The 25,636-nt window shown below is 64.0% G+C and carries 24 protein-coding genes; 9 read left to right on the forward strand and 15 right to left on the reverse strand.

Features of this window, described 5'->3' with window-relative positions:
• Positions 1-35 precede the first annotated feature (35 nt).
• The 4 genes from AB7Z56_RS26325 (at position 36) to AB7Z56_RS26340 (ending at position 3,973) form a co-directional block, all read left to right on the forward strand.
• Positions 36-830 (forward strand): amino acid ABC transporter permease, encoded by a 795-nt coding sequence (locus AB7Z56_RS26325; protein ID WP_354176756.1) that lies wholly within the window; start codon positions 36-38, stop codon positions 828-830.
• Positions 827-1,519, forward strand: a complete 693-nt coding sequence (locus tag AB7Z56_RS26330) for an amino acid ABC transporter permease (protein WP_354176758.1) — start codon at positions 827-829, stop codon at positions 1,517-1,519. The genes AB7Z56_RS26325 and AB7Z56_RS26330 overlap by 4 nt, the downstream gene beginning before the upstream one ends.
• A gap of 40 nt (positions 1,520-1,559) precedes the next feature.
• Positions 1,560-2,327, forward strand: coding sequence for an amino acid ABC transporter ATP-binding protein (locus AB7Z56_RS26335; protein ID WP_354176760.1), 768 nt, complete (start codon positions 1,560-1,562; stop codon positions 2,325-2,327).
• Between the two features lie 170 nt (positions 2,328-2,497).
• Positions 2,498-3,973, forward strand: a complete 1,476-nt coding sequence (locus AB7Z56_RS26340) for an FAD-binding oxidoreductase (protein WP_441256492.1) — start codon at positions 2,498-2,500, stop codon at positions 3,971-3,973.
• 20 nt (positions 3,974-3,993) lie between these two features.
• Here the strand turns inward: AB7Z56_RS26340 and AB7Z56_RS26345 are convergent, their stop codons facing one another.
• Entirely contained in the window at positions 3,994-6,030 is a 2,037-nt protein-coding gene (locus tag AB7Z56_RS26345; RefSeq protein WP_441256493.1) for a molybdopterin-containing oxidoreductase family protein, read from the reverse strand.
• A gap of 269 nt (positions 6,031-6,299) precedes the next feature.
• Here AB7Z56_RS26345 and AB7Z56_RS26350 point away from each other — a divergent pair, with 269 nt between their 5' ends.
• Positions 6,300-6,575: a DUF3303 domain-containing protein gene (locus tag AB7Z56_RS26350; RefSeq protein WP_038941960.1), complete on the forward strand. Its 276-nt coding sequence runs from the start codon at positions 6,300-6,302 to the stop codon at positions 6,573-6,575.
• A 491-nt stretch (positions 6,576-7,066) separates the two neighbouring features.
• Here AB7Z56_RS26350 and AB7Z56_RS26355 read toward each other — a convergent pair whose 3' ends face one another.
• Positions 7,067-8,626 (reverse strand): acyl-CoA carboxylase subunit beta, encoded by a 1,560-nt coding sequence (locus AB7Z56_RS26355; RefSeq protein ID WP_354176765.1) that lies wholly within the window; start codon positions 8,624-8,626, stop codon positions 7,067-7,069.
• Positions 8,556-9,530, reverse strand: coding sequence for an IclR family transcriptional regulator (locus AB7Z56_RS26360; protein ID WP_354176766.1), 975 nt, complete (start codon positions 9,528-9,530; stop codon positions 8,556-8,558). The genes AB7Z56_RS26355 and AB7Z56_RS26360 overlap by 71 nt, the downstream gene beginning before the upstream one ends.
• Before the next feature lie 94 nt (positions 9,531-9,624).
• Between AB7Z56_RS26360 and AB7Z56_RS26365 the strand changes: the two genes are divergently transcribed.
• From AB7Z56_RS26365 to glsA, 4 genes are all read left to right on the forward strand, one after another.
• A complete protein-coding gene (locus tag AB7Z56_RS26365; protein ID WP_135214343.1) occupies positions 9,625-9,846 on the forward strand; it encodes an acetyl-CoA carboxylase biotin carboxyl carrier protein subunit in 222 nt (73 codons plus the stop codon).
• A gap of 167 nt (positions 9,847-10,013) precedes the next feature.
• Positions 10,014-11,177 (forward strand): TAXI family TRAP transporter solute-binding subunit, encoded by a 1,164-nt coding sequence (locus AB7Z56_RS26370; RefSeq protein ID WP_354176768.1) that lies wholly within the window; start codon positions 10,014-10,016, stop codon positions 11,175-11,177.
• 42 nt (positions 11,178-11,219) lie between these two features.
• Entirely contained in the window at positions 11,220-13,418 is a 2,199-nt protein-coding gene (locus AB7Z56_RS26375) for a TRAP transporter permease (RefSeq protein WP_063983840.1), read from the forward strand.
• Between the two features lie 22 nt (positions 13,419-13,440).
• Complete coding sequence (gene glsA / locus AB7Z56_RS26380; RefSeq protein WP_354176769.1) at positions 13,441-15,288, forward strand: glutaminase A; 1,848 nt, start codon at positions 13,441-13,443, stop codon at positions 15,286-15,288.
• Between the two features lie 15 nt (positions 15,289-15,303).
• Here glsA and AB7Z56_RS26385 read toward each other — a convergent pair whose 3' ends face one another.
• The 12 genes from AB7Z56_RS26385 to AB7Z56_RS26440 form a co-directional block, all read right to left on the reverse strand.
• Entirely contained in the window at positions 15,304-15,606 is a 303-nt protein-coding gene (locus tag AB7Z56_RS26385; protein ID WP_014495972.1) for a nucleoside triphosphate pyrophosphohydrolase family protein, read from the reverse strand.
• Between the two features lie 26 nt (positions 15,607-15,632).
• Entirely contained in the window at positions 15,633-16,160 is a 528-nt protein-coding gene (locus AB7Z56_RS26390) for a carboxymuconolactone decarboxylase family protein (protein ID WP_028146557.1), read from the reverse strand.
• Positions 16,161-16,657: 497 nt separating this feature from the next.
• Positions 16,658-17,017 carry a Zn-ribbon domain-containing OB-fold protein gene (locus tag AB7Z56_RS26395; protein WP_063983842.1) on the reverse strand — a complete coding sequence of 120 codons (360 nt, stop codon included), beginning with the start codon at positions 17,015-17,017 and terminating at the stop codon, positions 16,658-16,660.
• A complete protein-coding gene (locus AB7Z56_RS26400; RefSeq protein ID WP_063983843.1) occupies positions 17,014-18,150 on the reverse strand; it encodes a thiolase family protein in 1,137 nt (378 codons plus the stop codon). Before AB7Z56_RS26400 ends, AB7Z56_RS26395 begins: the two co-directional genes overlap by 4 nt.
• A complete protein-coding gene (locus AB7Z56_RS26405) occupies positions 18,147-19,361 on the reverse strand; it encodes a CaiB/BaiF CoA transferase family protein (RefSeq protein WP_085401985.1) in 1,215 nt (404 codons plus the stop codon). The genes AB7Z56_RS26400 and AB7Z56_RS26405 overlap by 4 nt, the downstream gene beginning before the upstream one ends.
• 119 nt (positions 19,362-19,480) lie before the next feature.
• Positions 19,481-19,687 (reverse strand): hypothetical protein, encoded by a 207-nt coding sequence (locus AB7Z56_RS26410; RefSeq protein ID WP_014495977.1) that lies wholly within the window; start codon positions 19,685-19,687, stop codon positions 19,481-19,483.
• Positions 19,688-19,810: 123 nt separating this feature from the next.
• Complete coding sequence (locus AB7Z56_RS26415) at positions 19,811-20,980, reverse strand: acetyl-CoA acetyltransferase (protein ID WP_063983845.1); 1,170 nt, start codon at positions 20,978-20,980, stop codon at positions 19,811-19,813.
• Between the two features lie 57 nt (positions 20,981-21,037).
• Positions 21,038-21,688 carry a bifunctional 4-hydroxy-2-oxoglutarate aldolase/2-dehydro-3-deoxy-phosphogluconate aldolase gene (gene eda, locus AB7Z56_RS26420; protein WP_354176773.1) on the reverse strand — a complete coding sequence of 217 codons (651 nt, stop codon included), beginning with the start codon at positions 21,686-21,688 and terminating at the stop codon, positions 21,038-21,040.
• Between the two features lie 13 nt (positions 21,689-21,701).
• Positions 21,702-22,688 (reverse strand): sugar kinase, encoded by a 987-nt coding sequence (locus AB7Z56_RS26425; RefSeq protein ID WP_441256494.1) that lies wholly within the window; start codon positions 22,686-22,688, stop codon positions 21,702-21,704.
• A gap of 29 nt (positions 22,689-22,717) precedes the next feature.
• Positions 22,718-23,704 (reverse strand): D-erythronate dehydrogenase, encoded by a 987-nt coding sequence (denD, locus tag AB7Z56_RS26430; protein ID WP_014495981.1) that lies wholly within the window; start codon positions 23,702-23,704, stop codon positions 22,718-22,720.
• A gap of 79 nt (positions 23,705-23,783) precedes the next feature.
• On the reverse strand, positions 23,784-24,659 hold the full coding sequence (locus tag AB7Z56_RS26435) for a carbohydrate ABC transporter permease (RefSeq protein WP_014495982.1): 876 nt from the start codon (positions 24,657-24,659) through the stop codon (positions 23,784-23,786).
• 2 nt (positions 24,660-24,661) lie between these two features.
• Positions 24,662-25,609, reverse strand: a complete 948-nt coding sequence (locus AB7Z56_RS26440; RefSeq protein WP_063983847.1) for a carbohydrate ABC transporter permease — start codon at positions 25,607-25,609, stop codon at positions 24,662-24,664.
• Positions 25,610-25,636 lie beyond the last annotated feature (27 nt).

Genomic DNA, 25,636 nt, shown 5'->3' on the forward strand with positions numbered 1-25,636 from the left:
CATCCTCGTCCGCACCTGCAACCCGGAGGCTCGCGATGTTCGGAGTGCTTTTTGAACAGGCGGCAGACGGCCAGCGCTATATCGACTGGCTTCTGTCGGGTCTCGGTTGGACCCTGGCTCTGGCCTTCTTCGGCTGGTGGATCGCCTTCGGCATCGGCGTATTCGTCGGCGTGGGCCGCACAGTCCAGAATCGTTTCGTCTCGATTCCGGCCCGGCTCTACGTCGAGATATTCCGGAACATCCCTGTCCTGGTGCAGATGTTCCTCTGGTACTTCGTTTTCCCGGAGGTGGTGCCGACCGCGCTCGGAAATGCCATCAAGCAGATGCCGCCGCCTTGGGCATCGTTCTTCCCGGCTCTCCTTTGCCTCGGACTCTACACAGCGTCTCGAATAGCCGAGCAGGTCCGGGCCGGCATCGAAGCGCTTCCGAAGGGGCAGATTGAGGCCGCCAACGCTCTCGGCCTCAGTGGCTACCTCACCTATCGGTACATCGTCGTGCCGCAGGCTCTGCGCCTGATCGTGCCGAGCCTCACCAGCGAGGTGATGGGAATATACAAGAACACCTCCGTCGCACTCACGATCGGCTTGATGGAGCTGACCGCACAGGCGCGCCAGATCAGCGAGGCAACGTTCCAGACATTCTCGGCATTCGGCGCGGCGACGATCATCTATCTTTGCCTGGCGCTGGTTGCGTATCAGATCATGACGCTCATCGACAAGGCCTTCAGGATTCCGGGTAGCGCCCCGGTGAAGCTCACTGCTGAACAGGATCTCGCCGCCGACATGCAGCAAGGCAGCGCTCTGCCTGGCACCATGGAGACCGTGAAATGAACACCCTCGATTTCTCGATCGTCGCGCAGTCGTGGCCTTATCTCTGGTCGGGCCTGCTCTTCTCGCTTTCGCTCACGGCGGCCGCATTCGCCATCGGCATGGTGCTCGGAACCTGTCTTGCGCTGGTACAGCACTTCGAGGTCCCGGTGTTCGCGCAGATCGTCCGCGGCTACGTCGCGATCATCCGGTCGATCCCGTTGATCCTCGTTCTCTTCTGGTTCTTCTTCCTGGTGCCGATCGTGCTTGGGCACCTGAGCGGCAACGGCCGCCCGATTCCGATCGGGGCGACCTACACGGCGTTCATCACCTTTGGCTTGTTTGAAGCCGCCTACTACTCCGAGATCATCCGCGTCGGACTGCGGGCCGTGAACAAGGGTCAGTTCGAGGCCTGCCAGGCGCTCGCGCTGTCGACCTACGACACCTACCGTCATGTCGTTCTGCCGCAAGTCCTTCGCGTGGCGAGCCCGATCATCCTGAGCCAGACGATCATCCTGTTTCAGGACACGTCTCTCGTCTACGTGCTGTCGTTGACGGATCTTCTGGGCGCGGCTTCCAAGCTCGCACAGCTCAATGGACGTCTCGTCGAGATGTACCTCGTCGTCGCGGTGGCCTACCTCGCCATCAGCTCGGTGGCCTCCCAGTGCGTCGCCACCCTTCGCAAGCGATATGGCCTTGCCACAGCACGGTGATCCTCGGGATACCCAACGGCCTCGTATTCGGGAGACGAACATGCCTCAAGCGACTGTCAGCAATGCCACGCAGCCCAGTGCAATCGTCCTCGTCGAGAATGTGATGAAGCGATTCGGCGCATTCAATGCGCTGAACGACGTCAATCTCAGGGTCGGCAAGGGCGAGAAGATCGTGCTGTGCGGCCCCTCGGGCTCCGGCAAGTCGACGCTCATCCGGTGCATCAACCATATCGAGAAACACGACGGCGGCAGGATCGTCGTCGACGGTTTCGAATTGAGCAACCGCATGGCCGACATCAACAGCGTGCGCTGCGAGGTCGGGATGGTCTTTCAGAGCTTCAACCTCTTTCCGCACCTCACGGTCGCCGAGAACTGCATGCTGGCTCCGATGAAGGTTCGCGGCATCTCGCAAGCGGAAGCGCGCGATCGCGCACTCGGCTTGCTGCGGAAGGTCCGCATCCAGGATCAGGCGGACAAGTATCCCGCGCAATTGTCGGGTGGTCAGCAGCAACGCGTCGCCATCGCGCGGGCGCTGTGCATGCAGCCCAAGATCATGCTGTTCGACGAACCGACGTCCGCTCTCGACCCCGAGATGGTCAAGGAAGTGCTGGACACCATGGTCGAGCTGGCGCGAGATGGAATGACGATGGTCTGCGTGACGCACGAGATGGGATTCGCCCGCGAGGTCGCCGATCGGGTCGTCTTCATGGATCGCGGAAGCATCGTGGAGGAGGCCGATCCGGAGACATTCTTCCGGGCTCCGCGCACGGAACGGGCGAAGGGTTTCCTGAACCAGATCATCCACTAGAATCCCGCTCGGCCGAGACCAAGCGCCGTCGGTGACGGCAGCTGCTCGACGCGTTCGTCCACGGTCCCCGCTTCGAGACATATTGCCATTAGACTCCGCGCCGCAAACGTGGAGAATGCCCCCGCACGTTACGTGCGCAGTGCACACCAAGATGCGCCAGGGGAAACAAAATGCCGGCTGCCTTCCCGTCCTCCCTACCCACCATCCCGACCGCTCCTTTGACCGCCCGGATGCGCGATGCGTTGCGCGCGATCGTCGGCGAGAAGGGCCTGATCGAGGACGAGCACGGCAAGCAGCCGTTCGTGACGGATTGGCGCGGATTGCTGGTTGGCGGCGCGGGCGCCGTCGTTCGTCCTGGCAGCACCGAGGAAGTCTCGAAAGTGGTCCGGCTTTGCCACGAGCACGGCGTCGCGATCGTGCCGCAGGGTGGCAACACCGGTCTGATGGGCGGGGCCACGCCCTGGCCGGCGCACACCGGCATCGTGTTGTCGCTCGGCCGCATGAACCGCGTGCTGGACGTCGATGCCGTCGGCTACGCGATGACGGTCGAGGCCGGCTGCGTTCTCCAGACGCTTCAGGAGACCGCAAGCCGTCACGACAGGTTCCTGCCGCTCAGCCTTGGCGCCCAGGGCTCATGCATGATCGGCGGCAACCTGTCGACCAACGCCGGCGGCGTGCAGGTGCTCCGCTATGGCAATGCCCGCAATCTCGTCTTGGGGCTCGAAGTCGTGCTGGCCAACGGGGATGTCTGGGACGGACTGCGTGCGCTCAAGAAGGACAACACGGGCTACGACCTCAAGCACCTTTTCATGGGTGCCGAGGGAACGCTGGGCATCATCACGAAGGCCGTCCTCAAGCTATGGCCCGCGCCAAAGGACGTCTGCACGGCGTGGCTGGCGATCCGCGATCCGCGCGCGGCGCTGGAGATCCTGTCGGAAGCGCATGCGGCATCAGGGGACAATGTCGGCTCCTGCGAGCTGATGAGCCGCAGCGCCATCGACATGGTGCTGCGCCATATCCCCGGCACCCAGGATCCTCTCAAGGCGGACACGCCATGGTACCTCCTGCTTGAATGGTCGTCCTCGCGGGCCCGACAGGACGGGACCGAGGGCATGACCGAGAAGCTGGAGCAGTTTCTCGCCGATCAGCTCGAGGCCGGCCGCGTGCTCGACGCGGCGATCGCGCACACCGGAAATCAATCGCGCAACATGTGGCGCATCCGGGAAAGCGTCGCCGAGGCCTCCCGTGCCGAGGGGCCGGGACTGAGCTACGACGTGTCGGTGGCCATCTCCAGGATTCCCGGCTTCATCGACCAGGGGCTCAAGGCCGTGCTCGACATTCTCCCGACCATTCGCCCCTATCCTTTGGGGCACATCGGCGACGGCAATCTGCATTTCTCGTTCATGGGCCCCAAAGGCATGGATCAGCAGACGCTGACCCAATATTCGTCCGCCATCACGCGGGCCGTGAACGATCTCATCACCTCGATGGGCGGCTCGATCTCGGCGGAGCACGGCATCGGCATCGACAAGCTCGACGAGCTCAGTCACTACCGCTCGAAGACCGAGCTCGACATCATGCGCACCATCAAGCGCGCGCTCGATCCGCAGAACATCATGAATCCGGGCAAGATGCTGCGGCTCTGATCGACGCCGGATAGCCTCGTCTACAACGATGCCTGCCTTCGCGCGACCTCCACGCGGGCGCCGTAGTCGGACTGGCCAACGGAGAAGTGAAAAAGACTGAGAGCGTCTCCGGTCAGGACCGCGTCGCCGGACGTGAGATGATTGAGGCCAACCCAGCCATCGCGCATCCAGACCACCCCGGGCTTCACGTCGTCGGTGACGCAGGCCTTTGCCGCGAACTCGCCCCGTTGATTGTAAATCCTGATCGCATCCCCGTTGCTGAGCTGACGCGCCTCTGCATCCACCGGCGATATCCAGAGTTGCGGGGCGACATTGTGCTTTGCCAATGCCGGGAGAGCCTGACCCTCGTCATAGAACGAATGAAAATGTGTCAGCGTCCTTCCGAAGCTCAGCGACAACGGATAGGGCGAAGCCTGGTCGCCGCCATGCACCGGAAGTGGCGGAAGCCCGAGCCTTGCCGCCTGCGGCGAGCAGAATTCGATCTTCCCGGACGGTGAATCGAATTTCCGATCCGCATAGGCGACCGCGGGCACGTTAAGAGGCAAAAAGCCGCCGGCAGCGCGCAGCGACGCAACAGTCGCATGGCCGGTTGTCGTGTCATTCAAGATGACATCGATCACCTCTTCGATCGACGCCCACGGAAAGAAGTCAGCAAGCCCGAGGGAGTCTGCCAAAGAACTCAGGATTTCATGGATCGGGCGCGTCTCTCCCTCCCGCTCTAGTGCACGCTCCATCAGATAGAGGTGCGTGTTCGTCACCTTAAATCCCAATTCCTCGAGCCAGGCGGTTCCAGGCAACAACACATCGGCGAAACGCCGCGCCGTTTCATTCATGAACAGATCGACGCAAACGACCAGACCCGTCTTGTCGAGACCATGGGAGATTTCACCGGCGTCCGCGAAGGACGACAGCATGTTGGTCCCCAGCAGGAGCAAAACCTTGAGCTGCCCGTCGGACAAGGCCTTTGCGATGTCGGGCATTTGATTGGCAACATAATTGCCCGACGCGCGTGCCACACCCGTATTCAGATTGCACATGGCCGCACTGTGGGCGCCATGACGTGGGCCGAGACCGCCGCCTGCAACCCCAAAATTGCCGGTCAACGCCGGCAGACAGCTGATCGCACGCGCCGCGCGCCAGCCGTTGGCACTCTTGTGCATGGAGCTGCCGCCGAGAAGGATCATGGCTGGTCGCGTGGACGCGTACGCTCTGGCGAACGACGCAATCTGGCCTTCCTCAAGACCGGTCTCGGCTGCTGCCCAGGCCGGCGTGAAGGGCAGAACGTGAGACGACAATTCCGCGAAGCCGACGGTATGCGCTTCGATAAACTCAGAGTCGTAGAGCTTTTCAGTGACGATGACGTGCATGACGGCCAAAGCGAACGCAGCGTCCGATCCAGGGCGGATCAGGAAAACTTCATCCGATTGAGCCGCCGCTTCCGTTCTCCTTACATCGATCGTGATGACTTTTGCCCCGCGACGCCGAGCCGCGACGATATGACGGGCGGTATTGGGCTGACTCGAAATGTTCGCGCCCCAAAGCACGATCATGTTCGAGTTCTCAGCCATATCCTCCTTGGTATTGACCTTGAGCGCGCCCGTCAGACCCACTCCAAAACCGCCAAGCCCCCAACAGACCATTGCAGGATGCCAGTTCTGGCATCCATACATATGCGCGAAACGCTGCATCAACTGCACCGTCACGGCACTGCCCACGGTGAAGCCGCCATGCCCCGCCCATAGACCCACCGCCTCGGGTCCAGCCGACCGCATCCGCTTCGCCATGAAATCCAGCGCCTCGTCCCAGCTTACCCGGCGCCAGATGTCGGTGCGGCGATCGTCGCGAATCTGGGGGTAGAGCAGTCGCTTCGGATTGCCGAAGATCTCGCTGGTCGCGCGCCCGCGAACGCAAAGAAACCCGGCACTGTCCGGATTATCCTTGTCTCCGCTCAGCGTCTTGAGCCGACCGCTCTCGACCTCAACCTGCATTCCGCAAAACGTCGGGTGGCAGTTCATCGGACACATGGTGCGGACGATCTTCGCATCGACAGCCGACATGAGCGAGCCCTCCCGGTCTCATTCCCGAGATGATCTTATCAGAGACGGGATAGGTCGGCAGCCCCAATGAGTTCCCCGTTCGCGCCGCTACGGCCGTATCGTCATGTTCTCCGGCGGACGCCGGTGACACACGACCAAGTCCGCTACGGCGCCTCCATCGCACTAACCCGCGGCTTCATTCGCCGTTGTTATTCGACACGCCAGCGCTATTGTGCGCGGGCGGCGCAGCCGCGGCATTCATCCAATAATTCAGATTATGGGAGAATCGCATGAAATTCATTACAACCTGGAGTGTACCTCAAGGCACCTTCAATGCGGCCGTCAGCCGTTTTCTGGAAACCGGCGGAGCGCCACCCGAAGGCGTCAAGATGCTGGGCCGGTGGCATGGCATGAACGGACAGGGATTTGCGATCTCTGAATCGAGCGATCCAAAGGCGATGTATCGGTGGCTCGCACAGTGGGCTGACCTGCTCCCATTGACCGTCACACCCTGTCTGGAGGATGGCGACGCGGGCGAAGTGATGGCCTCGCTGCCCAAGCGCTAATCGTCAATCCTCATGTCGCTGCCGCTGAAGACCGGCGGCAGTGACATCCCCGGCAGGTCTAAAATGTCGATCTGTCCGGCCGAAGGCGTGGCCGTTTCCGTGGCGGCTTACAACGAATGTGTTTGCGGGTATTTCGATAGGGCCGTCAGTGACGGCCGCGATTCCTTTAGCGCTCAGGTGGCGGGCGTGGAATCACCCATTGCTCGAGGCGATCGATTGATGCCTCCCGTTCATGCTGGCCCAGCCAAACCGTAAAGAGAACCAGCGCGGCGGCGAGAGCCCCGATGCCGAAATACAGGTTCCTCATGCGCGTTTGAATGCACAGCGCCGGAAATGGTTCCACGCATCACGACTTGCACCGCGCCGCTCCACGAGGAGCGAAGCGACGAAGCAATCCAGACGGCCTCCGCGGGTAAAGTCAGGATTGCTTCGCGGAGCCCGTCATCGGGACTTCGCTTCGCGCGCCCCCGGTTGCTCGCCATGACCGCAACCTAAGGCCTGATCGTCATGTTCTCCGGCGGCCCCGCCTTCCGCAGCGGCTCGGCCAGCCTCGCGAACTCGCACAGCAGCGACCGCGTCTTCCGGGGATCGATGATCTCCTCGACCCAGAATTTTTCGGCGGAGCGGAACGGCGAACGCAGCTTGTTGAGACGTTCCTGGATCTCCTTGAGCTTGCCCGCCTTGTCCTCGGCCGCATCGATGTCGGCACGGTAGGCGGCTTCGATGCCGCCTTCGAGCGGCAGCGAGCCCCAATAGGCTGACGGCCAGGCGTAGCGGATCGAGAAGCGGTCGGCGGGCTGATGCACCACGCCGGCGACACCGAAGGCGTTGCGCAGGATCACGGTGCACCAGGGCACGGTGGTCTGGTTGACCGCGGCCATGGCGCGGACGCCGTGGCGGATGGTGGCGGCCTTCTCGGCATCGAGGCCGATCATGAAGCCCGGGCAGTCCATGAGATAGACGATCGGCAGATGAAACGTTTCCGCGAAGTCGACCCAGCGCACCACCTTCTGGCACGCATCCGCAGTCCACGAGCCGCCATAGTGAAAGCTGTCGCTCGCAAGCACCATCACCGCCCTGCCCTCGAGCCGGGCGAGACCGACGATGATTGGCTTGCCGAAATTCTTGGCGACCTCGAAGAACGAGCCCTTGTCGACGACCTGCTCGACGATCGGCCGCATCTTGTAGACCTGCTTGCGGTTGCGCGGCACCGCATTCATCAGGGCTTCTTCGGTGCGCTCCGGATTGTCGGTGCAGGGCAAGGTCGGCGGCAGTTCGTAGACCGATGACGGCAGATAAGAGAGGAAACGTCGCGCGCAGGCGAACGCCTCTTCTTCCGTATCGACGGCGTGATCGACCGCGCCGGCGCGAGTCTGGATGTCGGCGCCGCCAAGCTCCTCCTTCGAGAGGTCCTGCCCGAGCGCCTTCACCACCGGCGGCCCCGCGACGAACATCGCGGACTTCCTGGTCATGATGGAATAGTGGCTGGCGGCAAGGCGCGCCGCGCCAAGGCCCGCGACCGAGCCGAGACCGAGCGCGACGACCGGCACGCGCGACAAATTCTCCGTCGTGAAGCGATACCAGCGCGTGCCGCCGATGCCGCCCGGCAGATTGGCCGCGCCCTTGGTCTCGATGGTCTTGACCGAGCCGCCGCCGCCGGAGCCCTCAATGATGCGGACGATGGGCAGACGGAAGTCGTGCGCCATCTCCTCCGCCATCAACGGCTTGGCCGAGATCGACGCATCGGCCGAGCCGCCGCGGACGGTGAAATCGTCGCCGACCACGACGACCGTGCGGCCTTCGACGCGCGCGCGGCCGAACACGCAGTTCGCCGGCGTCAATTTCTGCAACTCGCCGCTGGAATCGTACTCACCGATGCCGGAGACGGCACCGATCTCGTGAAAGGTGCCGCTGTCGATCAGTCTGTCGATACGCTCCCGAACAGTCAGTCGGCCCTGGTCATGCTGACGCTTGACCTTGTCAACGCCGCCCATCTCCCGCGCGAAGGCTTCGCGCCGGGCGAGCTCGTCGAGTTCCGGCTTCCAGTTCATTCACTCCCTCCGAATTGATCGGCTTGTTATTGTTATGCACGGCCATTGCGACCGGTTTGCGCGAGAGGCGGTTGTTGAAGACATCACCTTCGGCGCCCTCCATCAGGCTTCCGAGCGAGCGGCCGAGCGCGACCATCAACGGCGCGACTTCCGCATGCAGACGCTGCTCGTCATACATCGACGACAACAGCCCGATCGTGATGACGACGAAGGTCTGGTATTGCGGCGACCAGATCGGCACCGCGAGGCCGTTGATGTGCGGGCTCCACAGGCCGCAGGCCGTGACATAACCGCGCTCGAGCAACGACTGCCTGTTGGCCTCGATGCGGGGCCGCAGGATCTTTGCAGCTTCGGGCGCTTCCCGTTCCATGTCCGTAATGAAGGCATCGCCGACTTCAGGCGAAAGCGCCGCGGTGTAGGCCGCGCCCGCGGCCGTCGAGGCCATCGAGATGCGGCTGCCGGTGCCCTCATGCAGACCGAGCGCAGTCGCCGAGCGCGCGAACTGGAGATAGACCAGATGGAAGCGATCGGGGACGACGAAGCCGACAGTGCCTGGCAATTGCTCGGCGACTTCCTGCAGCCGCTGCCGGATCATGCTGCGCAGCTGCGCGCCCTTCATCATCGAGGCGCTCATCGCCACCGCGCTCGGGCCGATGCGATATTTCTGGTCGCGCGGCAGGTACACGAGTTGCCCCATCCGCGTCAGCGTGTGCGTGAGCCGCGACACCGTCGAGCGCGGCAGGCCGCAGCGATTTGAAATCTCGAGATTGCCGAGTCGGGCCTCATGGCCCTCGAAGCATCGCAACACGTCGAACGCGCGCGACACCACCTGGATGACATCACCCTCGCCGGCATCGCCAGCGAGCGCACCTTGCCTGCTTAACCGCTCCGATCGTCGTCCCATGTTCCCTACCGTTCGTTCCGCTCTGCGGAATTAAATTCCACTTGCAGACGACGCTACCTCAGGCATTTTGCAACGACAACAAAAAGGCGATGGCATGCCAGAAATTAAGATCGTCACGGAGGTCGCGGGTCGCATCTGCGCAACTCCCGTGCAAGTTGGAGGAACCGTTGCGGATGGCGATGACGTTGTAGTCGTCGAAGCCATGAAGATGGAGATACCTGTGCCCTCGCCCGCGAGCGGCACGATCAAATCGCTGCTCGTCAAGCTCGACGATGTCGTCGCCGAAGGACAGGCGATCGCGATCGTCGCGAACTGACTGCATTATCCGTGGCTTCCGCGACAATCTGTCTGCCTCATCGCCGCGTTCGCGGTACGGCGTTGCCATCGCCTGATCGCGATGACATGATCCGTTTCAAACAAAAAACTGTTTCAAACAAAGAATGAAACTCTTCGCGGCAAACGCGAGGATCATTGGAGGGAAAAATGCTTCGTGAGCTGACCATGCTCGCGCCTGCCTTGGTTGCGGGCATTTCTTTTGCGTCTACAAGCTATGCAATCGCCGAAGACATCAAGCTGCCGGCGACATTGACGTTCACCGCCTATGACACCGGCACCGCCGGCTTCAACATCGCGGTCGGCGTCGGCAAGATGATGAAGGACAAATACGGCACCGATGTGCGCGTGCTGCCCGCAGGCAACGACGTCGCGCGGCTTGCACCATTGCGCGCCAAGCGCGCGGCGTCATCGGCGATGGGATCGGGTACCTATTTCGCGCAGGAAGGCGTGTTCGAGTTCGGCTCGAAGGAATGGGGCCCGCAGCCGCTCCAGATCATGCTCTCGAGCGTCGATTGCAATTGCGGTTCGCTTGGGGTCGCAGCCGATAGCGGCGTGAAAGATCTGAAAGACCTGAAAGGCAAGCGCGTCGGCTTCGTCGTCGGCTCGCCCGCGCTGAACCAGAACTCGCTCGCGGTGCTCGCCTTCGCAGGCCTGACGCAGAAGGATGTCAAGGTCGTCGAGTTCGCGAGCTACGGCGCGATGTGGAAGGGCCTGATCAACAACGACACCGACGCCGCCTTCGGCACCACCATCACCGGCCCCGCCAAGGAAGCCGAGACCTCGCCGCGCGGTCTGGTCTGGCCGCCGCTGCCCGCCAAGGACAAGGAAGGCTGGGCGCGGATGCAGAAGGTCGGCTCGTTCTTCTTCCCGCAGACGGCAACCTGCGGCGCCGGCATCACGCTGGACAAGCCGATCGAGCTCGGCAACTACCCCTATCCGATCTTCGTCGCCTATGCCTCGCAACCGGCAGACCAGGTCTATGCGATGACCAAGGCGATGATCGTCAGCTACGACGCCTACAAGGACTCCGCGCCCGGCGCCGGCGGGCTCGCCGCCGACCGGCAGACCAAGAACTGGGTGGTGCCCGTGCATCCCGGCGCGGTGAAGGCCTTGAAAGAAGCCGGGCAATGGTCTGACGCGCAGGACGCCCACAACAACAAGCTGTTCAAGCGACAGGAAGTGCTTGGCGCGGCGTGGGCGGATTACGGCAAGTCCAATCCGCCGTCGGACGAAAAGGCCTTCCTCGAGGGCTGGATGAAGGCGCGCGCCACGGCGCTGGCCAAGGCCGACATGCCGAACGGGTTTGACTGACCGTCAAGCTGCCTGCCGCAGAACTGTTTTAGGAGAGCGCCGATGTCAGAGACTGCGGCAGCGCCGGCGACGAAGGTTGAGTTCGCAGATCCGCATCTCGGCGCCGCCGCCGACTTGCAGGAAGCCGAGGTCACGCGCGTCCGCACATTGAAGGGCGCGTGGCGCTGGGTGCTGATGGCGGCCACCGCAGCCACTATTCTGTTGTGTGTGAACCAGCAATTCTCGCTGCGGTTCTTCATCGACTACACCCAGCTCAACACCGAATATTTCTACCTGCTGATCGCGTTGATGCTCCCGTTCACCTTCCTGATCTTTCCGGGATCGGAGAAGGCGCCGCTCGACCGCATCCCCTGGTATGACCTGCTGCTGTTCGCCGCGACCTTCGGCTCGGCGATCTGGCTGATGCTCAACATCCGCAAGGCCGCGCAATTCGGCTGGGAGTTCGATGGCGCGCCTGGCAACGTCATCGCCGCCGGGCTCGTGATGTGGTTCGTGCTGATGGAGGCGCTGCGGCGCACCGGCGGCTGGAGCCTGCTGCTCAGCGTGCTGCCCTTCACGCTCTATCCGCTGTTTGCGGACTCTTCCTGGCTCGGGCCGTTCCGCGGCACGCAGTCGACGCTGCAGCAGACCACGTCCTATCACATGCTCTCCGGTGAGAGCCTGCTCGGCATTCCCATCCAGGCCTTTGCCGACACCGTGATCGGCTTCCTCGTCTTCGGCACCGCGCTGATGATGACGGGCGCGGGCAAATTCTTCATCAACATCGCCTTCGCGATGTGCGGCACCTTCCGCGGCGGCGCGGCAAAGGTCTGCGTGTTTGCCTCCGGCCTGCTCGGCACCGTCGGCGGCAGCATCGTCTCCAACGTGCTGACGGCGGGCACGATGACGATCCCTGCGATGAAGAAGACGGGGTTCACGCCGTCCTATTCCGGCGCGATCGAGGCCTGCGCCTCGACCGGCGCCGTGCTGGCCCCGCCCGTGCTGGGCGCCACCGCCTTCGTCATGGCGCAGTTCATGAACACGGGCTATGCCGACGTCGCGCTCGCCGCGACCATCCCCTCGATCCTCTATTATGTCGGCCTGTTCGCGCAGGTCGACGCCTATGCCGCCCGCCACAAGCTGAAGGGCCTGCCACGCGCCGAGCTGCCGCGCTTCTGGGACGCTTTCAAGGAGGGCTGGTATTATCTCTTCGTGATTGTCGTGCTCGTGGTCATGCTGCTGTATTTCAAGCGCGAGAGCCACGCGCCGTTCTACGCCTCCGTGCTGCTCGTGATCCTGCATCAATGGTCCGGGCCGGCGCGCTGGAGGCTCGGCAATACGCTGGTGCTCGCCGGTTCGATCGCGGCAACGGCTGCGATGTTCTGGTTCGGCGTGCTCAACGCCGCGCTGTGGGGCATGTGCCTGCTGGCAGCACTGAACGAATTCTTCCCCGGCAAGAACTGGGGCGGCGCGCGCTGGCTGCATTTCCTCGAACTCAACGGCAAGACCTTCGTCGAGCTGATCGCGATCCTCGCCGGCTGTGGCCTGCTGATCGGCGCCTTCTCGCTCACCGGCGTGATCTCGAGCCTCGCCAACGACCTGCTCAGTATCGCCGGGGGCGATGCCTTCCTGCTGCTGATCATGTGCGCCATCACCAGCCTGATCCTCGGGCTCGGGCTGACCACGACCTCCTGCTACATCTTCCTGGCCATTCTGGTGGCGCCGGCGCTGGAGAAGCTCGGGCTCAACAAGATGGCGGTGCACATGTTCATCTTCTACTGGGGCATGCTGTCCTCGATCACGCCGCCGGTGGCGATCGCCTCCTTCGCGGCGGCCGGCATTGCCGGCGCTCCCGCGATGAAGACGGGCTGGGAGAGCATGTGGGTGGGCAGCATCATCTATTTCATCCCGTTCTTCTTCGTGCTCAATCCGGCGCTGCTGCTTCAGGGCAGCAACCCGTATCTGGAGGCATTCGGGCTGACCGGACTTGCCTGCTTCGGCATCGTCTTCATCTGCGGCGGCATCCAGGGCTACCAGGCTTTTGTCGGCGACCTTCGCGGCGCGGGCCTGATGGAGTGGCCTTTGCGGGTGCTGCTGGTGATCGGCGGTTTTGTCGTGGCCACCCCGGGCGGCGGGATCATGCCGCTGTCGCAGATGCAGGTCACGCTGCTGGGCCTCGCGATCCTCGTGCCCACGGTTTTGATCGCCCTGCTGCTGGTCCGGCGGCAGGCCGTGGTGCCGGACGGGTTGCGCGTGCCCTGATTGCGTTGCACAAAGACAGGCGATGACAACGCACTCGCCTGCCGCCTCCGCCTGGACCCGCTCGAAGCCGCCCTTGCTGCGGTTTCTGGGCAATTGTCTCAACGAATTCTCGGCCGAGACCTCCGGCGCCGTCGCCGACTACATCCCCGAGCTGAGCAAGGCCGACCCTGCCCATTTTGGCATCAGCCTCGCGACGCTGGACGGCCATGTCTACGAGGTCGGCGACAGCCGGGTGCCCTTCACCATCCAGTCGATGTCGAAGCCCTTCGTGTTCGCGCTGGCCCTGGACCTCCTGGGCGCCGGCCGCGTCGAGAGCGCGATCGGCGTCGAGCCCTCGGGCGATCCCTTCAACTCGATCCGGCTCAATTCCGACAACCATCCGTTCAACCCGATGGTCAATGCCGGCGCGATCGCCTGCACCGGGCTGATCTATGACAACAAGGGCACGGAAGCCTTCGAGCAGATCCGGCTTGCGCTCAGCCGCTTTGCGGGGCGCGATCTCGCGGTGGACGAGGCCGTTTACAGCTCGGAGAGCCAGACCGGCGACCGCAACCGCGCCATCGGCTACCTCCTCAAGACCAATGCGGTGATCTCGGACAATGTCGCCGGCGTGCTCGACGTCTATTTCCGGCAATGCGCGGTGCTGGTCACGGCGCGCGACATCGCGGTGATGGCGGCGACGCTCGCCAATCGCGGCGTCAATCCCGTGACGGGCGAGCAGGTGCTGACGCCCTACGCGATCTCGCGGACGCTCTCGGTGATGACGTCGTCGGGCATGTACGACTACGCCGGCGAATGGATCTACCGGATCGGCATCCCCGCCAAGAGCGGCGTCGGCGGCGGCATCCTGGCCGCACTCCCTGCCCGCCTCGGCCTCGGCAGCTATTCGCCGAAGCTCGACAAGCACGGCAACAGCGTGCGCGGCATCAAGGTCTGCGAGGCGCTGTCCTCGCATTACGACCTGCACATGCTCAACCGCAGCGACGACGCCCGCAACGCCGTCATCGCCGACTACGACATCGGCAAGAGCCCGTCGCGGCGCGTGCGCCGGCCGCAGGAGCGCGAGATTCTGGCCGGGCATGAGCAGGAGGTGCGGGTCATCGAGCTGGTCGGCACGCTGTCGCTGTCGGCGGTCGACTATGTCTCGCGCAGGCTGGCCGGACAGCCGCGGCCGCAAATCGTGATCTTCGATCTCCACCGCGTCACCTCCACCACCCGCGCCGGGGCGCGGCTCGTGGCCGAGGCGTTCGAGGAGCTGGCAGCGCTGAACGTGACCGTCGTACTGTCGGGGGTCAGGCGTGCGTCGAAGGAATGGGACAGCCTGCGGGAATGGACGGCGGAGCTGAAGAACGTCCGCGACTTCTATTTGCTCGACACCGCGATCGAATGGGCGGAAGACCAGATCGTCTACCGCTACGGCGGCTCGATCGATTTCCACGAGACCACCGAGCTTGCCGAGCAGCCGCTGCTATCAGGCATGAGCGAGGAAGAGCTGACCGACCTCGCCTCGATCTGCACGATCCGGACCTTTCCATCCGGGGCAAAGATCATCACGACCGGCGACCCCGCCGATTTCCTGTTCTTCCTGCGCAGCGGCGCCGTACATGTCACCCTGCCCGACGGCGTGCGGCTGGCGACGCTGACCGCCGGCATGGCCTTCGGCGAGATGGCGCTGCTGGAGCCGACGCGTTCGGCCGATGTTTTCGCGGACATGGCGGCGACCGCATTCGAGGTGCCGCTGAAGGATTTCGAGCGCTTCCGCAAGCAGCACCCGCGCGCTTCCGAGCGCATCATGCGCAATCTGGCGCAGCTGCTCGCCGACCGCCTGATCGTCGCCAATGCCAAGGTCGACATTCTGACGTCGACGTGAGCGCGCTGATCCGGGTCAGCGGCTCGCGGCTTCGCTCAGTCGCCGCTTGATCTTGGCAGCGCTCGCCTTGAGCAATTCGGACGGCTGCTGGCCGGTCGCGGCGCACAGGCAGGCCCAGTAATAGATGACATCGCCGAGCTCATCGACGAGGCCCGCCTTGTCGAGCCAGTCATCGCGCAGCAGCTTCTTGATGTGGTCGGCGACCTCGCCGGATTCGCCGGCGAGGCCGAGCCCGAGATAGGACAGCCGCTCGTTGGACGGATGCTCATCGACTTTCGCAATGCTCGCGGCCCAGACCGCGTATTCATCGATCGTCATCGGCAAACCTCGCCACAGTTTTTGGATCAGCCCACCACTTCCGTGACGGGCTGGAGGTCGATTTCAAAAGTCTCCAGAAATTTCGAGGTCATGATGTAGAAGCCGACCGAGAGCTGGAGCTCGACCAGCGCGGCCGGTGTCAGCTTCGACGCGATCGCCTTGAACGTCGCATCCGTCGGCTTCTTCAGCTTCACGATCTCGTCGGTGAAGGCGAGTGCGGCGCGCTGCACCTCGTTGAAGCAGGTCGCGGCCTGCCAGTTCTCCAGCGCCTCGTTCTGCTCGTCGGTGACGCCGACATTCTTGCCGATGCGCTTGTGCGCGACGATCTCATACGGCGCCTCGCACAAAATCCCGGTGCGGGTGATCGCGAGCTCGCGCACGATGGGATCGAGCTCGCCCTTGTGGCGGATGGCTCCGCCGAGCCGGCAGTACTGCTCAAAGTAGCTCGGCGAGTGCGCCATCATGCGGAAGATGTTGGCGTTGCGGTTCTTGTCGAGAATTTCGCGGGTGCGGTCGGACGCCTTGAACGGGTCGCTGTAGTTGATGCGGGCCATGATTTACCTGAAGATTTCCTTGACGATTTCCTTGGGCCTTTGATGCTTTTTGTCGTTAGCGGCGAGAGTCCCACGAAACTGTATTCTGGCGTGACCGCAACAGCAACATCATCGAGTCAAAATGCCGCCGCATTGCTGATCGACCTTGGGACAGTCGATATTCGCCGTGTGGGGACAAATCACGGTGAATACTCGCAAGGGGTGTTCCGAGTAAAAAACAATTGACCGTCGGGTGCGCTAGCCGCGCAACGATGAGTCACGCCCAAGTCTAGGGAGAAAAAGGCATGAAGGAAGCCACCAAGGGGGCGGCCTCGGGAGCGCTCGCGCATATGCTGGCGGTGACGGCGATGCTCGTCATCGCCAGCATATTGTTCTACGGGCGTTAGCAAGAGTTGCGTAGAGTGTTTTCGTCATTCCGGGGTGGCTCTCGCACAAGCCAGGCTCAGAATCCCGTTCCAGGCTCGGTCCCTCGGACCGCCCCCGAATGACGGATCCTACTATTTCCTTTTGCTGAAAAACGGCACGAGCTTGCCGGCAAACGTCGGGAAGCTCGCAGTGACCTCATCGCCGATAGCTAGATTCGTCTCGCCGTGCGCCATCATGCGAAATCCCTCTGCGCAATCGACCAGCAGGATGTTGTAGGGCAAGTGCGCCCGGGTCTCGGGCGTGGCGGCGCGGCAGACCAGCGAAGTCGCATAGACGCTGCCCTTGCCGCAGGCGCGCGCATCGCGCGGATCGGGCGCGCCGCAGGCCGCGCAGAAGGCGCGATGGAAATACTGCGCATGGCCGCATGCGCCGCAGGTCTGAAAGGTGATGGCCTGCTCACCCTTGGTCCAGTCCGCGATTCGTTCGCTCATCGCACGCGCTCCAGAAACATGCTCACGTGGGACGACAGCACGCCGCCGTCGCCGTGCAGCAGCGCGATCGATGCGTCGCGCACCTGGCGGCTAGCCGCCCGCCCCGTCATCTGCAAATGCGCCTCGACCAGATGCGCCATCGCGCCGCCGACGCCGCAATGGCCATAGCTGAGCAGGCCGCCATGGGTGTTGAGCGGCATCGCGCCGTCGCGGCTGAAATGGCCTGATCGCACGCGCGCAGCCGCCTCGCCGCGGCCGGCGAGGCCGAGGTCTTCCAGCAGCATGGCGAGCGTGATCGTAAAGCTGTCGTAGATCGCGGCGTAGCGCACGTCGGAGATCGCAAGGCCGGTGGCCTCCTTGGCGCGGGCGATGGAGATTTCAGCACCGAGCTCGCTGAGCGCGGGCGCGGCCGTCACGTGCTGATGGGTATGCGCCTGGGCGCAGCCGCGGATGCGCACGCCGGCCTCGCCGGTCCGCTCACGGCTGATGACGAAAGCCGCGCCGCCGTCCGACACCGGGCAGCAGTCCAGCAGCTTGAGCGGCATTGCCACCGGCTTCGAGGCGATGACATCGGCGACCGTGATGGGATCGTGGAATTGCGCGCCGGGATGGGTGCAGGCGTGCGCGCGCATCAGCACCGCGAATTCGGCGAGATCCTCTTCCGTCACGCCGTATTCGTGCATGTAGCGGGTGGCGACCAGGCCGTAATAGGCGGGAATGGTCGGGCCGAGCGGCACCTCGTAGTCGGGATGCCCGACCTGCGCCAAAGCCTGGATCGAAGCGTCGCGGCTTTGGCCAGTGAGGCGGTTCTCGCCAGCAACGACGAGGACGTTGCGCGCGACGCCCGCCTCGACGAGGTGATGGGCCAGCATGGTCATAGCAAGGCCCGTCGCGCCGCCGACCTGCACGGCGTGCGCGTAAGACGGACGGATGCCAAAATGCTCGGCGAAGACGGTGGCCAGCATGATGTGGGGCGAGACGGTCGAGTAGCCGCAGAGGATGCCGTCGATGTCGGCGCGCTTGAAACCGGCATCGTCGAGTGCGGCTTGCGCCGCCTTGCTCATCAGGTCGAGCGAGGACGAGCCTTCGTGCTTGCCGAAAGGTGTGAGGCCGACGCCGGTGATGAAGCTCATGATGCCCCTCCCTGCTCCGGCGGCGAACGCGTGACGCCATCGCGGACCATCGCGTCGATCTCGTCCGCGGAATAGCCGATCTCACGCAGGATCTCCGCGCCATGCTCGTTGAGCCGCGGCGCCAGCCTTGCCGGCTCGGCCTCGGTCTCCGACCAACTGGCCGTCACCTTCATGCTGCGGATCGGGCCTTCGGTCGGATGGTTCACGACCGGGAAGAAGCCGGTGGCTTCCAGATGCTCATCGTGCAGGATCGACGCGAGGTCGTGCATCGGCATCACGGGCACGTCGGCCTTGGTCAGCAAATCGATCCATTCGGCCGTGGTGCGCGTCTCGAAGATGCGCGCGAGCTCGGCATAGACGACGTCGATATTGGCGGCACGGCCGGCGAAGGTCGCGAATTTGGGGTCGGCACGCAGATCGTCGCGGCTCGTTGCCTTGAAGAAGTTCTCCCACTGCTTGTCGTTGTAGACGATGACGCTGAGATAGCCGTCCGAGGTCTTGTAGGGCCGGCGGTCGCGCGAGAGGTGGCGGGCGTAGCCGCCCTTGTCGAGCGGCGGCTCGTAGGTGAGCCCGCCCATGTGGTCGCCCATGACGAAGCCGGCCATGGTCTCGAACATCGGGATGTCGACGCGCTGGCCGCGGCCGGTGCGATCCCGATGCACGAGGCTGGCACAGATCGCGCCGACCGCAGTGAGACCGACGATGCGGTCGACCAGCGCATTGGGCACATAGCGCGGCACGCCGTCACCGGTCTGCGCCATCAAGGCGGGGAGCGCGGTCGCGCCCTGGATCAAATCGTCGTAGGCGGGCTTGGCGGCATATGGCCCGTCCTGGCCGAAGCCGAACACCCCGGCATAGACGAGGCGCGGATTGATTGCGGAGACGACGTCGTAGCCGAGCTGAAGCCGCGCCATCGCCTGCGGGCGGACATTGTAGACGAGAACGTCGGCGTCCTTCAGCAGCCGCAGCACGGCATCGCGGCCAGCGGGCTTCTTCAGGTCGAGGCAGATCGAGCGCTTGCTGCGGTTGGTATTGAGGAACACCGGGCCCATGCCGGCATGGCGCATCGGGCCGATCAGGCGAGTGACGTCGCCGTCGAGCGATTCCACCTTGATCACGTCGGCACCGTAGTCGCCGAGCATCTGGGTCGCATAGGGACCCATCAGCACGGTGGTCATATCCACGACCTTGATGCCCTTCAGCGGCCCCATCCGTTCGCTCCCGATTGCGCGGGCTCAACCTGGCCCTGCGATTTCGGTCCAGCTAAGGGCAGCGACGCCGCGCGCGCAAGGGCGGCCGGGGTATGGCCGCATGCGCGGTGCCGCGGCCGCTATTTCTTCTGGCGGGATTCGCGGATCTTGATGAGACGGTCGAGCTCATCGTTCTGCTGGTTGATCCGGTCGGCGATCCGCGACTCGTTCTGCTCGCCGGAGGCGGCCGCGGCCTGCTCGATGAGCTGCCGGATATTGTCCTCGAGGATCGCGATGCGATCGTTGAGTGCGTCTATCGACAGCGAGTCTTCGTAGTCATTGCCCATGATGCATTCCCTGCCAATCAATGAAGAGCCGCAGGATGGGCAAAGCGTAGCGTGCCCACCATGATCTAGCGCAACAAAAAGGTGGGCACGGCGCAAACGCGCCTTTGCCCACCCTACGAGAACTTACTTCAGCGGCTCCAGCACGGAAACGTAATTCGCGACCGCTGCGCCGCCCATGTTGAAGATGCCGCCAAGCTTGGCGTTCTTGAGCTGCATGCCCTCGGGCGCCTGGCCAGCGAGCTGCATCGCGGTCATCACGTGCATGGAGACGCCGGTGGCGCCGATCGGGTGGCCCTTGGCCTTCAGGCCGCCGGACGGATTGACCGGCAGCTTGCCATCCTTGAGGGTCCAGCCTTCCTTGATGGCGCGGGCACCCTGCCCCTTCGGCGTCAGGCCCATCGCTTCGTACTCGATCAGCTCGGCGACGGTGAAGCAGTCATGGGTCTCGACGAAGGAGAGATCGGTGAGCGCAACGCCCGCCTTCTCCAGCGCGCGCTGCCAGGCGACCGTGCAGCCCTCGAACTGGAGGATGTCGCGCTTGGACATCGGCAGGAAGTCCTGGGCGTGCGCGGTGGCGCGGAAGCCGATCGACTTGCTCATGCCCTTGGCGGTCTCGGCATCGGCCAGCACCAGCGCCGCGGCGCCGTCGGAGACCAGCGAGCAGTCGGTACGCTTCAGGGGACCCGCGACATAGGGGTTCTTCTCGCTCTCGGCGCGGCAGAACTCGAAGCCAAAATCCTTGCGCATCTGGGCGAAGGGATTGGCGACGCCGTTCTTGTGGTTCTTGGCCGCGATCAGCGCCAGAGCATCGGACTGGTCACCGTATTTCTGGAAATAGGAGCTGGCGATCTTGCCGAACACGCCGGCGAAGCCGCCGACGGTGTCGCCGTCCTCCGGCAGATAGGATGCCTTGAGCAGGTTCTTGCCGATCTCAGGCCCGGGGGTGCGGGTCATCTGCTCGACCCCGACGACGAGCACGATCCTGGCCGCGCCTGCGTCGATCGCACGCAGGCCCTGATGGACCGCGGCGGAGCCGGTGGCGCAGGCGTTCTCGACGCGGGTCGTCGGCTTGAAGCGCAGCTTCGGGTCGGCCTGGAGCACCAGCGAGGCGGTAAAATCCTGCGGCGAGAAGCCGGCGTTGAAATGGCCGAGCACGATCTCGTCGACGTCGGACGCGGAAATGCCGGCATCGGCCATCGCCTCGTTGGCCACGCGGGTGACGAGGCTTTCGACGGTCTCGGTGTCGAACTTGCCGAACGGCGTATGCGCCCATCCGACGATGCTGGCGGTCATGGTCATCTCCCTGGGGTCTCTTACTGACCTAAGTCTTAGCCCACCAACCGCAAGACTTCACGTGGCTTTCAGGGCCTTGAGGGTGCGCTGGCAGATGGCAGTTATGCCGGCCCAGTTCCCGGCCTTGATCTCCGCCGACGGGCATAGCCAGGAACCGCCGACCGCGACCACGTTGGGCTCGGCAAGCCAGGTTGCCGCATTGGCCTCGCCCACACCGCCGGTCGGGCAAAACCGCACGTTCGGGAACGGGCCGCCCAGCGCGCGCAGGCCCTTGATGCCGCCGGCCTGCTCGGCCGGGAAGAATTTTGCGACGTCGAGGCCGTACGACAGCGCCAGCATCAGTTCGGACGCCGTGGCAATGCCCGGCGCGAACGGCAAGGAGCTGTCGGCGGCGACCTTCAGGAGATCGGGGGTCAGGCCCGGGCTGATGCCGAACGCGACGCCGAGCTTCTCGACGCGGACGAAATCGGCCGGATTGAGGATCGTGCCGATGCCGACGACCGCCTCGGGCACCTCGGCCATCATCGCCCTCGCCGCCTCGATCGCAACGGGGGTGCGCATGGTCACCTCCAGCGTGCGGACGCCGCCGGCCACCAGCGCTTTCGCCAGCGGCACGGCATCCTGGATCCGCTCGATGGTGAGGACAGGAATGACGGTCGCGGCCTTGAACAGCGCGACGAGGTGGTTCTGTTGGGCAGTCGTGGTCATCTTGGCTTTCGTTTCACTTGGTCGCTTGACGCGTGGTCGCCGGCCGGTGCCGCTTCTTCGGCGGCATGGCATAGCCCGGAATGATGGCGCCGGCATAGCAGATCACGAGGCTGGCGAGGCGGTGCCCGGCCTGGGCCGCCTCGACCGGATCGGAGCCGCCGAGCCGGGCCGCGATATAGGCCGCGGCAAAGCTGTCGCCCGCCGCTGTGGTGTCAACGACCGGCTTAGTCATCGGTTCGGCGCGGACCTCGCTGGTGCCGCCGGGAAAGCGCAGCAGGCTGACCGGCTCGGCCAGCCGGAACACCAGCTCGGGGCTCGGGATGCGTGCCATCAGCTGGTCATGGCTCTCGCCGGGATAGAGCGCGAGCAGATCCTCGGTCGAGGTCAGCACGATGTCGGCGGTTGCAAATGCCGCGGCAAAGACCTCGCGGGCGACATCGCGGTCCGGCCATCCCCGCGCGCGAAAATTGGTGTCGAACACGAAGCGGGTGCCGAGCAGGCGCGCCCGCTTGATCGCCGCGAACAGGCGCTCGCGCCCGGCCGCATCGTAGATCGAGAGCGTGATCGCCGAGAGATAGACGATGTCGTAGCTCATCAGCGAGTTGAGCAGCTCGTCCGTCTCGGGCAGGCTCATCAATTGGCGCGCCGCCGCGCTGTCGCGCCAGTGGAAGAACTGGCGCTCGCCCTTCGCATCCGTCTGGATCATGTAGAGGCCAGGCAGCTTGCCCGGCAGCCGGGAGACGCGGCGGGTCCCGACGCCCTCCGCATTCCAGGCCGCGATCATCTCGTCGCTCAGGGCATCATCGCCGAGCGCGGTGAGATAGTCGACCTTGACCTCGAGCCGCGCCAGATACACCGCCGTGTTGAGGGTGTCGCCACCGAAGCCGCGCGAATACAGGCCGCCGCCCTGGCCATGCCCGCTGGACTGTCCAGCGGACTGTCCACCCTGGGCCTGCCGGAGCTCGACCATGCATTCACCGATGCAAGCAACGCTCGCCATCGTCATATCCACGCTGTTCATCAGTTCGATCAGGCGACGAAGTTGCCGCCGAGCTCGTCTTCGATGTGAATGCGGATGATGTCGTCAAAAGTCTTTTCTTCGGTGGTGAAGCCGAGCTCGCGCGCCCGCTTCGCCTCGAAATTGCGCGGCCAGCCGCCGACGATGCCGACGATGAACGGATCCAGCTCGTGCTTGATGCGCGCGGCGACCTTGTCGCCGGCCACCCGCTTGAGCGCAGCGATCTGTTCGCCGACGGTGGCCGAGAAGCCGGGCATCGTCAGGTTGCGGCGCGGGCCGACCTTGGCGAGATCCATGGTGCCGGCATGGAGCAGGAAGCCGACGGCGGAACGCGGCGTGGCGTGCCAGTGGCGGACATCCTCGGAGACCGGGAGCACCGCTTCCTTGCCGGCCAGCGGCTCGCGCAGGATGTTGGAGAAGAAGCCCGATGCCGCCTTGTTGGGCAGGCCGGGCCGGATGCAGATGGTCGGCAGGCGGATGCCGATGCCGTCGAGGAAGCCGCGGCGCGAATAGTCGGCGAGCAGTAACTCACCGATCGCCTTCTGGGTGCCGTAGCTGAGCAGCGGGGTGTGGAAGAACTCATCGCCGATCGCATCCGGGAACGGGGCGCCGAACACCGCGATTGACGAGGTGAAGACCACGCGCGGCTTGTAGCCGCCGCCGACGAGCCTGACGGCATCGAGCAGCATCCGCGTGCCGTCGAGATTGATGCGGTAGCCCTTGTCGAAATCGAGCTCGGCTTCGCCGGAGACGATCGCGGCGAGATGGAAGATCACGTCGGGTCGGCCGGCGATCAGCTTTTCGGCTGCGCCCGGCACGGCGAAATCGCCTGACACGGTCTCGACGGGGAAACCGGCCTTTTCCGGCTTCTTGGGCTCGACCACGTCGTGCATGGTCAGCTTGGTGATGTCGCTCTTGCCGAGCCGGCCGTCGCGCAACAGCCGTTCACACAATTTACGGCCGACCATGCCGGCGGCGCCCAGAACCAGAATGTGCAAGAGCCTACTCCTTCTTATTGGCCGGAGCGCGCCGCTCCTGACACGTTCTCCTGGCACGCTCTCAAGGCAGGCCCCGCGATCATTCCTTCACGGCGCCGGTCATCGCCGACACATAGTACTCCACGAAGAAGGAATAAAGGATAACTACGGGGACCGAGCCGATCAGGGCCGCCGCCATCAGCGCGCCCCAATGGTAGACGTCGCCGCTGACGAGCTCGGTGATGGCGCCGACGGGGATGGTCTTGTTCTCCGACGAGGAGATGAAGGTCAGCGCGTAGATGAACTCATTCCAGGACAACGTGAAGGCGAAGATGCCGGCCGAGATGACCCCCGGGAGCGACAGCGGCAGCGTGATCTTGACCAGGATCTGGAGCCGCGTCGCCCCGTCGATCAGGGCGCATTCCTCCAGCTCGTACGGAATGGTGCGGAAATAGCCCATCAGGAGCCAGGTGCAGAACGGGATCAGGAAGGTCGGATAGGTCAGGATCAGCGCCAGATTGCCATCGAACAGGCCGAGCTGGAACACGATCGCCGCCAGCGGAATGAACAGGATCGAGGGCGGCACGAGATAGCCGAGGAAGATCGCTAGCCCCACATAGCGCGAGCCCTTGTAGCGGAGACGTTCGATCGCGTAGGCGGCGCAGACGCTGGCGAACAGCGAGATGAAGGTGGAGGACACCGAGACGATCACGGTGTTCCACATCCAGAGCGGATAGTCGGTTTCGACCAACAGCTTCTTGATGTGCTCGATGGTCGGATTCACGATCCAGAACGGATTGTACTTCTCGTAATCGTACATCTCCGCGTCCGGCTTGAACGTCGCGACCGCCATCCAATAGAACGGGAACAGCAGGAAGAAGATGATCAGGCCGAGCGGAAAGTAGACCCGCAAGAACTTCCGCGGGAAGCTCTCGAGATAATCCATTCCGACGCTTTGGTCGTCTGCGGTGCTCATGGTCAGTCCCTCCCGCCCTGCTGCCAGCGGGAGCGCTGAAGCCCGAAGAAGCTGAGCAGGATCGCCGCGACCAGGAACGGGATCATCGCGTTCGAGATCGCCGCGCCCTCCCCGAGATTGCCGCCGGTGATGGCGCGCTGGAACGACAGCGTCGCCATCAGATGCGTGGCATTGATCGGCCCGCCCCGCGTGATGGTGTAGATCAGCTGGAAGTCGGTGAACGTCATCAGCACCGAGAATGTCATCACGACCGCGATGATCGGCGACAGCATCGGCAGCGTGATGTGGCGGAAGCGCTGCATGTTGGTGGCGCCATCGAGATTGGCCGCCTCGTAGAGCGAGGGCGAAATCGTCTGCAATCCCGCCAGCAGCGTGATCGCCACGAAAGGCACGCCGCGCCAGATGTTGGCGGCGACGACCGACAAGCGCGCATTCCAGGGATCGCCGAGGAAGTCGATGTAGCGCGTGATCAGGCCGGCCTTGATCAGTACCCAGGAGATGATCGAGAACTGGCTGTCATAGATCCACCAGAACGCGATCGCGGACAGCACCGTCGGTACCACGAAGGGCAGCAGCACGATGGCGCGGATCATCGACTTGAACGGCAGCCGCTCGTTGAGCAGCAGCGCGAGGTAAAGGCCGATGGCGAATTTCACGATGCTCGCGGTGAACGTATAGAAGATGGTGTTGAAGACCGAGAGCCAGAACACCGAATCCTTGGAGAGCGAGACGAAGTTCGCAAAGCCGATATAGCGCCCGGCCCCGCCGATCTTGGTGTCGGTCATGCCGAGCCAGAAGCCCAGCGCCAGCGGATAAGCCAGAAACAGGATGAGGATCGCGATCGCCGGCACCATGAACATCGCGCCGAGCCAATTCCGGCTCTCGAATGCTCTGGTCCAGAGGCTGGCGCGCTTGACCTGCGCGACAGCGGACTCGGCCATGACTGCCATGTCGGATTCCCCTCGGGAGAAAAGTCA

The organism is Bradyrhizobium sp. 482_C4_N1_8 (genome assembly GCF_052075965.1).
Classification (GTDB): domain Bacteria; phylum Pseudomonadota; class Alphaproteobacteria; order Rhizobiales; family Xanthobacteraceae; genus Bradyrhizobium; species Bradyrhizobium barranii.

Excerpts from the sequence above, each read along its gene's own strand:
- AB7Z56_RS26325 (WP_354176756.1), top strand. The coding sequence starts at position 36 with ATGTTCGGAGTGCTTTTTGAACAGGCGGCAGACGGCCAGCGCTATATC.
- AB7Z56_RS26330 (WP_354176758.1), top strand. The coding sequence starts at position 827 with ATGAACACCCTCGATTTCTCGATCGTCGCGCAGTCGTGGCCTTATCTC.
- AB7Z56_RS26335 (WP_354176760.1), top strand. The coding sequence starts at position 1,560 with ATGCCTCAAGCGACTGTCAGCAATGCCACGCAGCCCAGTGCAATCGTC.
- AB7Z56_RS26340 (WP_441256492.1), top strand. The coding sequence starts at position 2,498 with ATGCCGGCTGCCTTCCCGTCCTCCCTACCCACCATCCCGACCGCTCCT.
- AB7Z56_RS26345 (WP_441256493.1), bottom strand. The coding sequence starts at position 6,030 with ATGTCGGCTGTCGATGCGAAGATCGTCCGCACCATGTGTCCGATGAAC.
- AB7Z56_RS26350 (WP_038941960.1), top strand. The coding sequence starts at position 6,300 with ATGAAATTCATTACAACCTGGAGTGTACCTCAAGGCACCTTCAATGCG.
- AB7Z56_RS26355 (WP_354176765.1), bottom strand. The coding sequence starts at position 8,626 with ATGAACTGGAAGCCGGAACTCGACGAGCTCGCCCGGCGCGAAGCCTTC.
- AB7Z56_RS26360 (WP_354176766.1), bottom strand. The coding sequence starts at position 9,530 with ATGGGACGACGATCGGAGCGGTTAAGCAGGCAAGGTGCGCTCGCTGGC.
- AB7Z56_RS26365 (WP_135214343.1), top strand. The coding sequence starts at position 9,625 with ATGCCAGAAATTAAGATCGTCACGGAGGTCGCGGGTCGCATCTGCGCA.
- AB7Z56_RS26370 (WP_354176768.1), top strand. The coding sequence starts at position 10,014 with ATGCTTCGTGAGCTGACCATGCTCGCGCCTGCCTTGGTTGCGGGCATT.
- AB7Z56_RS26375 (WP_063983840.1), top strand. The coding sequence starts at position 11,220 with ATGTCAGAGACTGCGGCAGCGCCGGCGACGAAGGTTGAGTTCGCAGAT.
- glsA (WP_354176769.1), top strand. The coding sequence starts at position 13,441 with ATGACAACGCACTCGCCTGCCGCCTCCGCCTGGACCCGCTCGAAGCCG.
- AB7Z56_RS26385 (WP_014495972.1), bottom strand. The coding sequence starts at position 15,606 with ATGACGATCGATGAATACGCGGTCTGGGCCGCGAGCATTGCGAAAGTC.
- AB7Z56_RS26390 (WP_028146557.1), bottom strand. The coding sequence starts at position 16,160 with ATGGCCCGCATCAACTACAGCGACCCGTTCAAGGCGTCCGACCGCACC.
- AB7Z56_RS26395 (WP_063983842.1), bottom strand. The coding sequence starts at position 17,017 with ATGAGCGAACGAATCGCGGACTGGACCAAGGGTGAGCAGGCCATCACC.
- AB7Z56_RS26400 (WP_063983843.1), bottom strand. The coding sequence starts at position 18,150 with ATGAGCTTCATCACCGGCGTCGGCCTCACACCTTTCGGCAAGCACGAA.
- AB7Z56_RS26405 (WP_085401985.1), bottom strand. The coding sequence starts at position 19,361 with ATGGGGCCGCTGAAGGGCATCAAGGTCGTGGATATGACCACCGTGCTG.
- AB7Z56_RS26410 (WP_014495977.1), bottom strand. The coding sequence starts at position 19,687 with ATGGGCAATGACTACGAAGACTCGCTGTCGATAGACGCACTCAACGAT.
- AB7Z56_RS26415 (WP_063983845.1), bottom strand. The coding sequence starts at position 20,980 with ATGACCGCCAGCATCGTCGGATGGGCGCATACGCCGTTCGGCAAGTTC.
- eda (WP_354176773.1), bottom strand. The coding sequence starts at position 21,688 with ATGACCACGACTGCCCAACAGAACCACCTCGTCGCGCTGTTCAAGGCC.
- AB7Z56_RS26425 (WP_441256494.1), bottom strand. The coding sequence starts at position 22,688 with ATGGCGAGCGTTGCTTGCATCGGTGAATGCATGGTCGAGCTCCGGCAG.
- AB7Z56_RS26435 (WP_014495982.1), bottom strand. The coding sequence starts at position 24,659 with ATGAGCACCGCAGACGACCAAAGCGTCGGAATGGATTATCTCGAGAGC.
- AB7Z56_RS26440 (WP_063983847.1), bottom strand. The coding sequence starts at position 25,609 with ATGGCAGTCATGGCCGAGTCCGCTGTCGCGCAGGTCAAGCGCGCCAGC.